This window comes from Microbacterium sp. CH-015 (assembly GCF_049707015.1).
Classification (GTDB): Bacteria; Actinomycetota; Actinomycetes; order Actinomycetales; family Microbacteriaceae; genus Microbacterium; species Microbacterium aurum.
This window is the reverse complement of sequence record NZ_JBNAFJ010000003.1, coordinates 138,181-151,930: the sequence shown is the minus strand read 5'-3', so window position 1 is coordinate 151,930 and position 13,750 is coordinate 138,181. Positions and strand designations below refer to the sequence as shown.

The following is a 13,750-nucleotide window of genomic DNA, read 5'->3' as shown; positions in this document are numbered from 1 at the left end:
CAGCCCGTTGGCGGCGAAGGCGCGCAGGATGCCGTCGTCGTCGATCGCGGTCGTGACCTGGTCGGCGAGGGCCTTCACGCCGTCCACGGCGTTGCCCATCGCGATCGGTGCCGCACACCTCGAACATCTCGGCGTCGTTCCAGTTGTCGTTGGCGGAAAAGCCGGTCGCCGGCGTGCGAAGCAGCGGCCCCGCCGAGCGCACCGATCACGATCGCCCACCCGGGGCGTCGGACCCGGAACGCGAACACGATCGCGGTGGCCGTGGCCGCGACGGCGATGAGAGCGAACACCCAGGTGAAGCTCTCCCCGAAGGAGAACGCCGCGCCGGGGTTGTACGCGAGCTGCAGGCCCAACAGGTCGCCGATCAGCGGGATGCGCTCGTGCTCCGACAGGGTGGCCTCGGCCCACACTTTCGTTCCCTGATCGATCACGACGACGACCACGGCGATCAGAAGCGCCCAGGCAGTGAGCCGCCAGCGTCCTCTCTGCGGACGCTCTCCCGACGCCGATGCCGACTCAACGTCGGTATTCGTGTCCGGGGTCATGCGAGGGCCTCGAAGAGACGGACGATAACGCCGGATTCAATGAGGATGAACAGGCCCAGGCCGATGAACACGACGGGGACGAGCCAGTGCTCGACACGTTCGAGCGTTTCGGTGACGGCCTTGTGGGTGCCGATCAGTCGCCCGGCAGCGCACCAGACGGCGACGAGGATCAGGAACACGACGATCATGACCGCGACGTCGCCGGGCGAGCTGGTGCGGAAGATCGGCGTGTAGAGGGAGATGTTGTCGGCCCCGTTGGCGATCGTGATCCCGGCGACCCCCCATAGTCCGACCGCGGTGATCTTGGAGTCGTCATCATCGTCGTCGCCGTTACGGCGCAGGCCGCGAATGAGCGTCCAGATGCCGATGCCGAGCGGGATCAGACCCAGGAAGCCGACCCATTCGTCCGGGACGATCGTGAGACCGAGCGCGGCGATCACGCTGATCACGACGAGTGTGATGAACCCGAGGTACTGGCCTGCGACGATCTGCCACGGTCGCGGCTTTCCCCGGCTGGAGGCGAGGAACAGCACGGTGAGCACGACGATGTCGTCGATGTTGGTCGCCGCGAACAGGCCGATCGCCGACCCGATGGTTGCGAGCATCAGCTTTCCATTCGTGGTGTGCGGGTGCGTGCGGCGCGCAGGCCGTTGAGGATCACGATGACCTCCGCGACCTCGTGGACCAGGACGACAGCCGCGAGCCCCAGGACCCCGAAGAGCGCGAGCGGGAGCAGTGCGGTGATGATCAGCAGGGACAGGATGATGTTCTGGTTGATGATCCGCCGGCCCCGCCGCGCGTGATCGAACGCCCGCGGGATGAGCCGCAGATCATGACCCGTGAAGGCCACGTCCGCAGACTCGATCGCCGCATCGGAGCCGGTCGCTCCCATCGCGATGCCGATGTCCGCGGACGCCAGGGCCGGGGCGTCGTTGATGCCGTCACCGATCATCGCGACCGATCCCGCCTTCGACAACTCGCCGATCGCGGTCGCCTTGTCCTCAGGGCGCAGCTCCGCGCGCACATCAGCGATCCCGGCCTGCGCAGCCAGCGCACGAGCGGTGCGGGCGTTGTCCCCGGTGAGCATCGTCATGCCGACGCCCTGATCCGCAAGCGTGCGGACCACCTCGGGGACTTCCGGACGCAGCTCGTCGCGGACGCCGATCGCCGCGACCGGTGCCTCGTCGCGGTGCACGATCACGACAGTCATGCCCTGCTCCTCAAGCCCTGCAACCCGGTCGCCGAGCTCGCCGGCGTCGAGCCAGCGGGGGCTGCCGACCGTGATACGAGCGCCATCGACGGTGCCGTCGATGCCGTGCCCGGCCTGCTCGGTCACATCCGCGGCCACGGGAACACCCGGGGCTGCAGCGGTGATCGCCGCCGCAAGGGGATGCGTGCTGTGCTGCTCCAGAGCCGCCGCCCAAGCCAGCGCCTGCTCCTCGGCAATGCCGTTCGCAGTGAGGACCGCGGTGACCGCGGGCTCGTTACGGGTCAGGGTGCCGGTCTTGTCGACCGCGACGTGCCGGACCGTGCCGAAGCGCTCGAAGACCGCGCCGGACTTGATGATCACGCCGAACTTGCTCGCCGCGCCGATCGCGGCAACGACCGTCAACGGCACCGAGATCGCCAGCGCGCACGGAGAGGCCGCTACCAGCACGACGAGCGCACGAGTGATCCATACCTCCGGGTCGCCCAGCAGTGACCCAATGATCGCGACGAGCGCTGCGAGAATCAGCACACCGGGTACGAGCGGGCGGGCGATCCGGTCCGCGAGACGCGCACGCTCGCCCTTCTCCGTCTGCGCTTTCTCGACCAACTCCACGATCGTCGTAAGCGAGTTATCGGTACCGGCCGCGGTCGCCTCGACCTCCAGCACGCCGGAGCTGTTAATCGCGCCGGCCGACACCGCGTCCCCGGGCTCGACCTCGACGGGGATCGACTCCCCGGTGATCGCCGAGGTGTCCAGGCTTGAGCGGCCAGAGCGGACGATCCCGTCGGTTGCGATCCGTTCGCCCGGGCGGACCACCATGACCTGGCCGACCGTCAACTCCCTCGCCGGCACCTGCGCAGAGACGCCGCTCTGCAGCACGGTCGCCGTCTCCGGCACGAGCTTCAGCAGCGCCCGCAGGCCGCCACGGGCACGGTCCATCGCCTTGTCCTCAAGCGCCTCAGCAATCGAGTACAAGAACGCCAGAGCAGCGGCCTCCTCCACATAGCCGAGGATGACCGCGCCGATCGCGCTGATCGTCATCAGCAGCCCGATCCCGAGCTTGCCCTTGAACAGCTTCCGAATCGCGCCAGGAGTGAACGTCGACGCGCCCAGCAGCAGGCCGATCCAGAACAGTACGAGCGCCGGGATCTCGAGCCCGGACCATTCAAGGATCAGACCAGCCAGGAACGCGACACCGGAGAAGACCGGCACCATGATCCCACGGTCCCTCCACCAGGGCCGCTCCACCTCTTCGGTCTCATCCTCCGCCGCAGTGGCAGGCTCGTGCTCGCAGCTACACGCCGCGCTCACGCGTCCGCCCCTGTACCGCAGCAGCCCGGCACCGTGCACGACGAGTCCACACACGGCGCGTGCTCATCGACCGCCAGCGTCACATCCACGAGCGCGACCAGCGCAGCCGCAAGATGCGGGTCAGCGATCTCGTAGCGCGTCTGGCGACCCTCAGGCTCGGCGACCACGATCCCGCAGTCACGCAGGCACGTCAGGTGGTTCGAGACGTTCGAGCGGGTCAGCTCCAGCTCGCGCGAGAGCACGGCCGGATAGCTCGGGGCGTTCAGCAGAGTCATCAAGATCCGGGAGCGCGTCGGGTCCGCCATGGCCCGGCCGAGCCGGTTCATGACGTCGAGGCGCGAAGCAATAGTCAGCATGTACTGAACTATACAGCAAGCGCTGATCAATCATTGGTGATCAGTGCCCCACCATTCATTGGGAGAAGAGTCGGAAGCCGCTGAATACGCAACTCAGCAACAATCGGCGCTACCAGCACAACGTGCTCAGCGCTCCCGGGGTGTTCGCGCCCGACTCACTCGTCGCGCTGCTGCCGTGGTTGGCCGGTCCCGCTTCGCTCATCGGAATCCTGGGCATCGGGGTCTTCACGCTGCTGCCCGTTCTCATCGGGTTCTCCGCCGCGACGAGGTTTGGAGCGAGCCCCTACCTCGGGGCGGCGATGGGTGCGGCGCTGGTCGCTGCGCCCTTCATCGTCGATTCGGGCGTCCTGCCCGCATTGCGTCTGGAAGGCGGCGGCAGTTGGGCGATCGCGGGCGTGGACGTCCTCGGCATCGACTACCGGGGCGCGGTCGTGCCGGTCATCGCGGTGTCGTACGTGCTCGCGCTCGTCGAGCGCGCGTGCAACCGGCTCATCGGCGGAGCGGCGCGCTTTCTGCTCGTGCCCATGCTGACGCTGCTCGTCACGGGCATCCTCGCCTTTCTTGCCGTCGGACCGACCATGCGGTGGACCGGCAACGTGTTCGCCGATCTCATCGTGACGATCTACGACGCGGCGGGCATCGCGGGCGGCGTCGTGTTCGGCGCGGTGTACCCGCTGCTCGTGGTCACCGGCACCCACCAAGGGCTTGTGTCGCTCAAACTGAGCCTGCTCGCCGACGGCGGGTCGTTCATCTTCCCGATCGCGGGCGTCGCCAACCTCGCGCAAGCGGGCGCCTGCTTCGCGGTCGCGCTGCTCGCGCGGCGTCACTCGCGACTGCGCACGCTCGCGACCGGCGCCGGGCTGCCGGCGGTGCTCGGCATCGCCGAGCCGGCCATCTTCGGCGTCACGCTGCGGCTGCAGTTCCCGCTCGTGGCCGCCGTCATCGCGTCCGCGGTCGGCGGTGGCATCCTCGCCGGCTGGCACGTCGAAGCCATCACGCTGGGAGCTGCGGGAGTCCTCGGGGTCGCGTCGATCGCACCGGGCTCGGGGGGCATGTACCTGTCGGCCGGAGCGGCGGCGGCTCTTCTCGCGTTCGCGCTCACCTTTGCGTGGGGGCAGGTGCGCGCGCGGCGCGGACTCCTCTCGACGACGTCGACCCGCCCGGACCGCGCGCACCCGCCGTGCGCCCAGGTGGCGTCGGTACCCTTGAGACATGACCGAATCCACCCCCGTGCGCTCCACCAAGCCGCGCCAGGTTCGACCCCGCACCGAGGGATGGACGCAGCAGAAGGATGCCGAGGGGCGTCCGCTGCTGCAGTTCGCGGCCCCCAAGAAGGGCATGCCGCCGGTCCACCTCGCCGACCTCACGCCCGAGCAGCGGGTCGAGAAGGTGAAGGAGCTGGGACTTCCGGGCTTCCGTGCGAAGCAGATCGAGAAGCACTACTTCCAGCATTACACGTCCGACCCGGCGCAGATGACCGACCTCCCGGCATCCGGTCGCGAAGAGCTCGTCGCGGGGCTCCTCCCGCACCTGCTCACCGAGGTCCGCCGCCTACAGACCGACCGCGGCGACACGATCAAGTTCCTGTGGAAGCTGCACGACGGCGCCCTCGTCGAGTCGGTGCTCATGCGCTACCCGGGTCGCATCACGCTCTGCGTGTCGAGCCAGGCCGGCTGCGGCATGAACTGCCCGTTCTGCGCGACGGGGCAGGCCGGCCTCACCCGCAACATGTCGGCGGCGGAGATCATCGAGCAGGTCGTCCGCGCGAACGCGGCGATCCGCGCCGGTGAGCTGGGCCCCGCCGAGCACGCCGACGAGCGCGTCACCAACATCGTCTTCATGGGGATGGGGGAGCCCCTCGCCAACTACAACCGGGTGATGCAGGCCGTCCGCACGATGGTCGACAAGGATCACGGCCTCGGGATGAGCGCGCGCGGCGTGACGGTGTCGACCGTGGGCCTCGTGCCGGCGATCAACAAACTCGCAGCCGAGGACATCCCGGTGACCTTCGCGCTGTCGCTGCACGCGCCCGACGACCAGCTGCGCGACGAGATGATCCCGATCAACTCGCGCTGGAAGGTCGACGAGGCGCTGGATGCCGCGCGCGGCTACTTCGAGAAGACCGGCCGCCGCGTGTCGATCGAGTACGCCCTGATCAAGGACATGAACGATCACGCGTGGCGCGCCGATCTGCTCGCGACGAAGCTCAACGAGCGCGGCCGCGGCTGGGTGCACGTGAACCCGATTCCGCTGAACCCGACGCCCGGGTCAGTGTGGACGGCCTCCGAGAAGGACGTGCAGCGCGAGTTCGTCCGCCGCCTCAACGAAGCCGGCATTCCGACGACCCTCCGCGACACCCGCGGCAAGGAGATCGACGGCGCGTGCGGCCAGCTCGTCGCCACTGAGGAAGACCGCGCGGTCGCGGCATCCGTCCCCGTCGAGGTGTGACCGCCGCCGGCCCACAGCATCCGCCGCGGCGTTAGTTTTGGGGAATGGTCAACTATCGCTATCTCGGCAACAGCGGCTTCAAGGTCTCGGAGATCACGTACGGCAATTGGGTGACCCACGCCTCCCAGGTGGGTGACGACGCGGCAATCGCCACGGTGCACAAGGCGCTCGACCTCGGCATCACGACGTTCGACACGGCAGACGCCTACGCCAATACGGCCGCCGAGGTCGTGCTCGCGAAGGCCCTCAAGGGTCAGCAGCGCGAGAACCTCGAGATCTTCACGAAGGTCTACTGGCCGGTCGGCAAGAAGGGCCCGAACGACACCGGCCTGTCGCGCAAGCACATCATGGACGGCATCCACGGGTCGCTGCGTCGCCTCGAGTTGGACTACGTCGACCTCTATCAGGCGCACCGCTACGACTACGAGACGCCGCTCGAGGAGACGATGCAGGCGTTCGCCGACATCGTCCGCCAGGGCAAGGCGCTCTACATCGGCGTGAGCGAGTGGACCGCCGAGCAGCTGCGCGAAGGGCACGCACTGTCGAAGGAGCTCGGGTTCCAGCTCGTGTCGAACCAGCCGCAGTACTCGGCGCTGTGGCGAGTCATCGAAGAGCGCGTCATCCCGACGTCCGAAGAGCTCGGGATCTCGCAGATCGTATGGTCGCCGCTCGCGCAGGGCGTGCTGACCGGCAAGTATCTGCCCGGCAAGCCCGTGCCCGAGGGATCGCGCGCCACCGATGAGAAGAGCGGCGCGAACTTCATCAAGCGCTTCCTGCGCGACGAGGTGCTCGAGGCGGTGCAGAAGCTGAAGCCCATCGCCGACGAGGCCGGCATCACGGTGCCGCAGCTGGCCCTGGCGTGGGTTCTGCACAACCCGAACATCGCCGCCGCGCTGGTGGGTGCGTCGCGCCCCGAACAGCTGGAGGACACCGTCAAGGCATCCGACATCACGCTGGAGCAGGCGGCCTACGACGCCGTGAACGAGGCCCTCGCCTCGGTGGCGGTCGTCGACCCCGAGGAGACCTACACCGTGTCGCCGAAGAGCCGCCCGGCGTGAGTCCGGCATGGTCACGGTGAGCGCCGGCATCCTGCTCTATCGGGTCGCCCCGGCGGGCGGGGTATCGGTGCTCGTGGCCCACATGGGCGGCCCGTTCTGGTCGGCGAAGGATGAGGGCGCCTGGTCCATTCCGAAAGGGGAATACGATCCCGAGCGTGAGTCGGCGCTCGATGCCGCGAGGCGGGAGTTCCGCGAGGAGCTCGGCGTCGATCCGCCCGTCGGCGACTACGCCGAACTCGGCACGTTCGCGTACTCGTCCGGCAAGCGCGTGACGGTGTTCGTCGCCGACGGCGCGATGTTCGCGGCATCCGACTTCGTCTTCGGTGAGTTCGAGATGGAATGGCCGCCCCGCTCCGGGCGCCGGCAGCGCTTTCCCGAGGTCGACCGCGCCGAATGGATACCGGTGCCCGACGCCCGGCCGCGCCTGGTGAAGGGCCAACGGCCGGCGCTCGATCGGCTGGAGGACCTGCTCGCCGCGGCCCGCTGAGCCCGGCGGTCCCGCCGCCCCCGCTCGGGAGGCCTTGTGGTGACGACGGCTCAGGCGGAGACTGTGCGCGGCGGAAGGAGCCCTCATGGCGCACGGAGACATCACCCACATCGACATCCCGGTTTCGGACCTCGCTCAGGCGACGCAGTTCTACTCGGGCCTGTTCGGCTGGCAGATCGCCGAGATGGCGGGCTTCGAGGGTTACCCGATGTGGCAGGCGCCGAACGGCGTCTCGGGAGGAGGGCTCGCGCCGCGCAGCGACGGATTCACCCAGCCGCGGTCGTACGTCGAGGTGGACTCGATCGACGAGACGGTCGAGAAGGCTGTCGCCGCGGGAGGTTACGTGGCCCTGCCGAAGGGCAACATCACCGACACGAGCTGGTGGGCCGTCATCGTCGATCCCGACGGCAACCACATCGGGCTGTTCGAGGGCACGACCGGCTGACGCGGTCGGCGCCTCTTTGGTCGGCGCCTCTCGGTGACCGCTTCGCGGTCATCGCCTTTTCGTCAGCGCTTCTTGGTCGGCGCGGCGCTGACGTCGAGCACCGGGTGCAGGCCGCCGAGACTCGACCAGGCGCTGGCGGTGCCCTTCGCGGCGTGCTCGGCGCCGCGGACGGCACGCTCGTCGGCCCACTCGTTGAGCACGTGCCCGCGATGCCCGCGCACGTGCTCGAGCACGACGTCGGGCAGGCCCGCCGCACGCCGGGCGTCGCGGACGGCGATCAGCTGCTCCAGCAGGTCGCGGTTCTTCGTCGGCGCGCCGGTCGAGGTCTTCCAGCCGCGGCGGCGGTGGGCATCCATCCATGACGAGTATGTGTCGATCGCGTACTTGGAGTCGGCCTGCACGACGAGGTGCGCGACGTCGGCGTGATCCTCGATCGCCTTCAGGAGTCCCATGAGCTCGCCGATGTTGTTCGTCCCGACGGGGATCGCCCCCGCCGCCCACTGCCCGTCCTCGCCGACCCACGCCCACCCGGTCGGGCCCGGATTGCCCTTGCAGGCGCCGTCGGTGGCCACGGTGTAGGTCTTGTCGGTCACCCCTCGACGGTAGTCGATCCGCCGTCGGCGCCCTGACGGGTGGCGCGCCACTCGTCGGCGAGCTGCGGCATCCGCTCGGCGAGGAAGCGGAGGAACGACGCGGCGTCGCGCGCGCGGGCGACGGATGCCGGGGCGCCGGGGTTGTCGTCGGCGATGGCATCCATGAGGTCGGCGAGGCGGGTGTAGAGCGGCGACTCGCTGGTGACGACGCCGTGCCACGCGTCATCGGCGAGTTCGTAGCGGTCGCGGCGGTCGCCGGGGCGCGAGATGCGCCCGATCATGCGCATCGACTGCAGGTAGCGCACGGCGCCGGAGACGGCGGCCGCCGACACTCCCAGCCGGTCGGCGAGCTCCGCGGCGGTGTAGCCCTCGTCGGGGGAGCCGACGAGGGCCATCATGACGCGCGCGGGCATGCGCGCGAGACCCGCGGCGGTCATGAGCGCCGCCGCCTGCTCGGCGGCCTCGGCGCCGGGGTGGGGGGACTCGTCGGGCATCGTCATCCCGCCATCATCCCGCAGCGGCCAGTTCGCGTCGGCGCATGAGAGCCAGGGCCGCGGCGACGGCGACGACCGTGACCGCGGCGACCCACCACACGCCGTTCGCGTCGACGCCGCTCGCGGTCGGTGCGGGCGCGGCGGCGAACGGCGACAGCCGGGTGACCGACTCGCTCATGCCGAACAGTGGACCGAACAAGCCGATCGTCGCGCCGAGCGCCACGAGCACCCACCCCAGCGCGATCGTCAGCCGCGGCGCGAGGACGAACACGACGGCGGTGAGGCCGACGAACAGCGCCGCGGGCAGCAGCTGACCGGCGCCGGCGATGACGGCGTCGCGGGCGAGAGCCCCGGCATCCGTCGCCGACACGGCACCCACGAGCGCACCGACCACGCCGGCCGCGATCGTGAGGACGGCGGCGATCAGGCCCATCGCGACGTACGCGCTCAGCCAGCGCACGAGGTCGACCGGCGTCGCGAGGACGGCTTCGGCGACGCCGGCGGCCTCGTCCTGCCGCGCGCGGGCGACGGCCTGCACGCCCGCGCACGCGGCGAGGATGCCCACCATCACGAAGAACACCACGACGATGCCGCGCTCGAGGTCGTCGCTGCCGCCGCTGAGCTTCTCCAGGATGTCGACGACCGCGGGATTCTCGGTGCCGAGCTGCGTGACGACGCCGCTGAGGGATGTCGCGAGGACGCCGCTGAGGAGCCCGCCGACGACCCAGCCCACAATGGCGGATGCCGAGAGTCGCCCGACGAGGGCGCCGTTGGACGAGAACCAGCCGCGCGCATCGGCACGGCCCGCGCGCTCGCGCACGTAGGCGCCGCCGAGGTCGCGGCCGGCCTGCAGGGCGAGAGCGGCGCCGAGGAGCACCACGGCGGTGACGGCGAGCAGGGCGATCGGCCCCCACGCGTCTTCGTCGAAGGCGCGGGTGTTCTCGGCCCAGCCGAACGGCGACACCCACGTGAGCCACGAGCTGCGCATGCGGGTGAGGTCATCGCTCGGGGTGCCGAGGGCGTTGCCGATTCCCGCGAGGACGAAGGTCACCACCAGCACCCAGGTGGCCAGCGAGTTCGCGCCGCGCGAGGTCTGCATGAGCTGCGCGGCGACGAGCGCGACGCCGAAGAACAGGATGCCGACGAGCGCGCACGACAGGCCCACGAGCACCGACCCGGCGACCGGGTCGTCCGCCCCCAGGAACACCGCCGTCACGAGTGCGCCGAGCACGACGTTCGCGAGGATCCCGTGGATCATGGTGGCCGCCGTCGGCAGCCATCGCCCGGCGGGTGTCGCGCTCCGCAGCTCGAGTCGTCCGCCCTCCTCGTCGCCGCGGGTGTGGCGGACGGCGAGGAACGAGCTCATGAGCGCCGCGAGGATGAGCAGCCACGGCAGCAGGAGGAAGACCACCATCTGGTCTTCGCCCGCCCCCGAGGGCAGCCCGCGGAAGAGCAGGATGACGGGGTTCGCCAGGACGGTCGCGAGGAGCCCCAGGCGCTCCTGCTCGTCGCCGTAGGAGCTCTGGACCGTGGGCGATCCCAGGGCGGCGAGGGCGGTCGTCCCGCCGATCCAGATGCTCAGCTGCACCGCGTCGCGCCGCAGGCGCTGCCGCAGCAGCGGGGCGAGCGTGCTCATCGGTGCGCCTCCGCGGGAGTGGGGGCCGCCTCGCCGTAGTGGCGCAGGAACAGCTCCTCGAGCGACGGCGGCGCCACCCGCAGCCCCTCGACCCCGAGCACGGCCAGGCGCGGCAGTGCGGCGGCGAACGAGACCTCGGTGCGTGTGAGGTGGCGCATGTCGGCGAGCGTGCCGGATTCGACGATCCGGCCGCGGCGGATGATCGAGACGCGGTCGCACAGCTGCTCCACCTCGGAGAGGATGTGGCTCGACAGCAGCACCGTCGCGCCGGCGGCGCGCACGCGGGCGATCTCGTCCTGGAAGACGACCTCCATCAGCGGGTCGAGCCCGCTGGTGGGCTCGTCGAGGATGTACAGGTCGGCGGGCACCGCGAACGCCGCGATGAGCGCGACCTTCTGCCGGTTGCCCTTCGAGTACGCGCGGCCTTTCTTGCGCGGGTCGAACTGGAACACGTCGCACAGGCGTTGCTTCTCGGCCGCGTAGGCCGCGCCACGCCCGCCGCCGCGCAGGCGGCTGAGCAGGTCGACGGCCTCGCCACCCGAGATGTTCGGCCAGATGTCGACGTCGCCCGGGACGTACGCGATGCGGCGGTGCAGCTCGGCTGCGTGGCGCCACGGGTCGGCGCCGAAGACGCGGGCGTCGCCGCCAGTGGGCCGGGCGAGGCCCAGCAGGATGCGGATGGTGGTGGACTTTCCCGCGCCGTTCGGGCCGAGGAAGCCGTGCACCTGCCCCGTGTGGACGGTGAGGTCGAGTCCGTCGAGAGCGTCGACGCGGCCGTAACGTTTGCGCAGACCTGCCGTGGTGATGGGTGTGCTCATACGGCGAACGCTACGCCGATTTCATGAATTTATGAAGAGTGTGTATTGCGGCGCTGTATGTATACGAAAGTGTGTGCGCAGGTGGGACTCTGTCGCAGATCGCGTCTGCTTTGTATACACTCGTGCTGACGAGGAGGTGAGTGATGAGAGCCAGTGACCGCGCATACCGGGCGCTTCTCGACGAGATCCAATCCGGCGCCCTCGCACCCGGCGCCGTCCTCGGCGAGGTCGAGCAGGCCGCCCGCCTCGGCGTCAGCCGCACTCCGCTGCGCGAAGCGCTCGGCCGCCTCGCCGCCGACGGCCTCGTCGTGCAGGCGTCGCCGCACGTCACCGTCGTGAGCGACCTCGACACCGGCGACATCCGGGAACTGTTCGAGGTGCGACGCGCGCTGGAGGAGTCGGCCGCGCGCCTGGCCGCCGCCCGCGGCGACCGCGCGGTGTTCGCCGCGCTCGCCGCAGAATTCGCCGAGACGGATGCCGCCGCCACCCCCGACGCGTACTACGCGCTCATCGCCCGGTTCGACGCCGCGATCGACGCCGCCGTGGCGAACGACTACCTCACCGCGGCGCTGCGGAACGTGCGCACCCATCTCGTCCGGGTGCGCCGCCTGGCGCGTGAGAACCCCGAGCGTCTGGCGGCATCCGTCGCCGAGCACCGCGTCATCGCTGGCGCCATCGGCGAGGGCGACGGCGATCTCGCCGCCCACGCCACCCATGTCCACCTGCACAACGCGCTGACCGCGATCCTCGCCTCCCTGGATGGTCACCACGTTTCGTCTCGCTTCGCTCGCTCAACGACCGGAAGGTAAGACCCCATGACCGTCATCCACCACGTCCGTGTGCACCGGAGCGAAGAGAACCTCGCCCGCGAGGACCAGCTCGCGTACAAGATCGCCGAGGTCGCCGCCGACCCGGTGGCCGTCGAACCCGACGTCGTCGAGATGATCATCAACCGCGTCATCGACAACGCGGCGGTGGCCGCGGCATCCCTCACCCGCGGTCCCGTCGTCGCGGCGCGCGCGCAGGCGCTCGACCACCCGGTCTCCCGCGGCGGCCACGGCGGGACGCTCTTCGGCGAGCCGAACGAGACCGTGTCGAGCCCGGAGTGGGCCGCGTGGGCGAACGGGGTCGCGGTGCGCGAGCTCGACTACCACGACACCTTCCTCGCCGCGGAGTACTCCCACCCCGGCGACAACATCCCGCCGATCCTCGCGGTCGCCCAGCACGTCGGCGCCGACGGCGCGGCGCTCGTGCGCGGCATCGCGACCGGCTACGAGATCCAGATGGACCTGGTCCGCGCGATCTGCCTGCACAAGCACAAGATTGACCACGTCGCGCACCTCGGTCCGTCGGCCGCCGCCGGCATCGGGACACTCCTCGGCCTCGACGCCGACACGATCTACCAGGCCGTCGGGCAGGCACTGCACACGACGACCGCGACCCGGCAGTCGCGCAAGGGCGAGATCTCCACGTGGAAGGCTCACGCGCCCGCGTTCGCCGGAAAGATGGCGGTCGAGGCGGTCGACCGCGCGATGCGTGGCCAGACGTCGCCGAGCCCGATCTACGAAGGCGAGGACGGCGTCATCGCGTGGATGCTCGACGGTCCCGACGCGCGCTACGACGTGCCGCTGCCGGCGCCGGGAGAGGCCAAGCGCGCGATCCTCGACTCGTACACGAAGGAGCACTCGGCCGAGTACCAGGCCCAGGCGTGGATCGACCTGGCGCGCAAGCTCCACGGCACGCACCCCGAGCTGACCGACCCGGCGATCGTCGCCTCGATCGTGCTGCACACGAGCCACCACACGCACTACGTCATCGGCTCGGGGGCGAACGACCCGCAGAAGTACGACCCTTTCGCCTCTCGCGAGACCCTCGACCACTCGATCCCGTACATCTTCGCGGTGGCGCTGCAGGACGGCGGGTGGCACCACGTCGACTCGTACACGCCCGAGCGCGCGTCGCGCCCCGACACCGTCGCCCTCTGGCACAAGATCACGACGGCCGAGGACCCGGAGTGGACGCGCCGCTACCACTCCGAAGACCCCGACGAGAAGGCGTTCGGCGGTCGGGTCGAGATCCGCCTCACCGACGGCTCGACCCTGACCGATGAGATCGCCGTCGCCGACGCGCACCCGCTCGGCGCGCGCCCCTTCGCCCGCGCCGACTACATCCGCAAGTTCCGCCTGCTCGCCGAGCCCGTGCTCGAGCCGGCCGAGATCGAGCGCTTCCTCGCGCTCGCCGAGCGCCTGCCCGAGCTGACGGCGGCCGAGGTGCAGGAGCTCAACATCGTCGCGAAGGCGGGCGTCCTGGCATCCGTCGCCACGCCGAAGGGACTGTTCTGATGCGCGG

The 13,750-nt window shown here is 70.2% G+C and carries 14 protein-coding genes and 1 pseudogene; 7 read left to right on the top strand and 8 right to left on the bottom strand.

Going from position 1 to position 13,750, the window contains the following annotated elements:
- Nucleotides 1–74: 74 nt before the first annotated feature.
- The 4 genes from ACPYN4_RS07210 to cmtR are packed head-to-tail and all read right to left on the bottom strand — an operon-like array spanning nt 75 to nt 3,422.
- Nucleotides 75–545 carry a signal peptidase II gene (locus ACPYN4_RS07210; protein WP_239282090.1) on the bottom strand — a complete coding sequence of 157 codons (471 nt, stop codon included), beginning with the start codon at nt 543–545 and terminating at the stop codon, nt 75–77.
- Nucleotides 542–1,150, bottom strand: coding sequence for a cadmium resistance transporter (locus tag ACPYN4_RS07205; RefSeq protein ID WP_036297875.1), 609 nt, complete (start codon nt 1,148–1,150; stop codon nt 542–544). The genes ACPYN4_RS07210 and ACPYN4_RS07205 overlap by 4 nt, the downstream gene beginning before the upstream one ends.
- Nucleotides 1,150–3,066 carry a heavy metal translocating P-type ATPase gene (locus ACPYN4_RS07200; RefSeq protein WP_036297919.1) on the bottom strand — a complete coding sequence of 639 codons (1,917 nt, stop codon included), beginning with the start codon at nt 3,064–3,066 and terminating at the stop codon, nt 1,150–1,152. The genes ACPYN4_RS07205 and ACPYN4_RS07200 overlap by 1 nt, the downstream gene beginning before the upstream one ends.
- Nucleotides 3,063–3,422: a Cd(II)/Pb(II)-sensing metalloregulatory transcriptional regulator CmtR gene (cmtR, locus tag ACPYN4_RS07195; protein WP_036297877.1), complete on the bottom strand. Its 360-nt coding sequence runs from the start codon at nt 3,420–3,422 to the stop codon at nt 3,063–3,065. The genes ACPYN4_RS07200 and cmtR overlap by 4 nt, the downstream gene beginning before the upstream one ends.
- A 122-nt stretch (nt 3,423–3,544) precedes the next feature.
- On the opposite strand from cmtR, the pseudogene ACPYN4_RS07190 reads away from it, so the two are divergent.
- The 5 genes and pseudogenes from ACPYN4_RS07190 to ACPYN4_RS07170 form a co-directional block, all read left to right on the top strand.
- Nucleotides 3,545–4,309, top strand: a pseudogene (locus ACPYN4_RS07190) (PTS transporter subunit EIIC); the annotation flags it as partial.
- A gap of 325 nt (nt 4,310–4,634) precedes the next feature.
- Complete coding sequence (gene rlmN, locus ACPYN4_RS07185; RefSeq protein ID WP_239282093.1) at nt 4,635–5,870, top strand: 23S rRNA (adenine(2503)-C(2))-methyltransferase RlmN; 1,236 nt, start codon at nt 4,635–4,637, stop codon at nt 5,868–5,870.
- A 44-nt stretch (nt 5,871–5,914) separates the two neighbouring features.
- Nucleotides 5,915–6,928 carry an aldo/keto reductase family protein gene (locus ACPYN4_RS07180; protein ID WP_239282094.1) on the top strand — a complete coding sequence of 338 codons (1,014 nt, stop codon included), beginning with the start codon at nt 5,915–5,917 and terminating at the stop codon, nt 6,926–6,928.
- Between the two features lie 7 nt (nt 6,929–6,935).
- Complete coding sequence (locus tag ACPYN4_RS07175; RefSeq protein ID WP_239282095.1) at nt 6,936–7,415, top strand: NUDIX domain-containing protein; 480 nt, start codon at nt 6,936–6,938, stop codon at nt 7,413–7,415.
- An 85-nt stretch (nt 7,416–7,500) separates the two neighbouring features.
- Complete coding sequence (locus ACPYN4_RS07170; RefSeq protein ID WP_424446004.1) at nt 7,501–7,860, top strand: VOC family protein; 360 nt, start codon at nt 7,501–7,503, stop codon at nt 7,858–7,860.
- A gap of 62 nt (nt 7,861–7,922) precedes the next feature.
- Here the strand turns inward: ACPYN4_RS07170 and ACPYN4_RS07165 are convergent, their stop codons facing one another.
- The 4 genes from ACPYN4_RS07165 to ACPYN4_RS07150 are packed head-to-tail and all read right to left on the bottom strand — an operon-like array spanning nt 7,923 to nt 11,401.
- Nucleotides 7,923–8,453, bottom strand: coding sequence for a ribonuclease H family protein (locus ACPYN4_RS07165; RefSeq protein WP_424446003.1), 531 nt, complete (start codon nt 8,451–8,453; stop codon nt 7,923–7,925).
- Nucleotides 8,450–8,953: a GbsR/MarR family transcriptional regulator gene (locus tag ACPYN4_RS07160; RefSeq protein ID WP_287270623.1), complete on the bottom strand. Its 504-nt coding sequence runs from the start codon at nt 8,951–8,953 to the stop codon at nt 8,450–8,452. Before ACPYN4_RS07160 ends, ACPYN4_RS07165 begins: the two co-directional genes overlap by 4 nt.
- A 7-nt stretch (nt 8,954–8,960) precedes the next feature.
- Nucleotides 8,961–10,583 carry an ABC transporter permease gene (locus ACPYN4_RS07155; protein ID WP_424446002.1) on the bottom strand — a complete coding sequence of 541 codons (1,623 nt, stop codon included), beginning with the start codon at nt 10,581–10,583 and terminating at the stop codon, nt 8,961–8,963.
- Nucleotides 10,580–11,401 carry an ABC transporter ATP-binding protein gene (locus ACPYN4_RS07150; protein ID WP_424446000.1) on the bottom strand — a complete coding sequence of 274 codons (822 nt, stop codon included), beginning with the start codon at nt 11,399–11,401 and terminating at the stop codon, nt 10,580–10,582. The genes ACPYN4_RS07155 and ACPYN4_RS07150 overlap by 4 nt, the downstream gene beginning before the upstream one ends.
- A gap of 143 nt (nt 11,402–11,544) precedes the next feature.
- On the opposite strand from ACPYN4_RS07150, the gene ACPYN4_RS07145 reads away from it, so the two are divergent.
- Together ACPYN4_RS07145 and ACPYN4_RS07140 are read left to right on the top strand one after the other, a co-directional pair.
- Nucleotides 11,545–12,210 carry a GntR family transcriptional regulator gene (locus ACPYN4_RS07145; protein WP_424445999.1) on the top strand — a complete coding sequence of 222 codons (666 nt, stop codon included), beginning with the start codon at nt 11,545–11,547 and terminating at the stop codon, nt 12,208–12,210.
- Nucleotides 12,211–12,216: 6 nt separating this feature from the next.
- A complete protein-coding gene (locus ACPYN4_RS07140) occupies nt 12,217–13,743 on the top strand; it encodes an MmgE/PrpD family protein (protein ID WP_424445998.1) in 1,527 nt (508 codons plus the stop codon).
- Nucleotides 13,744–13,750 lie beyond the last annotated feature (7 nt).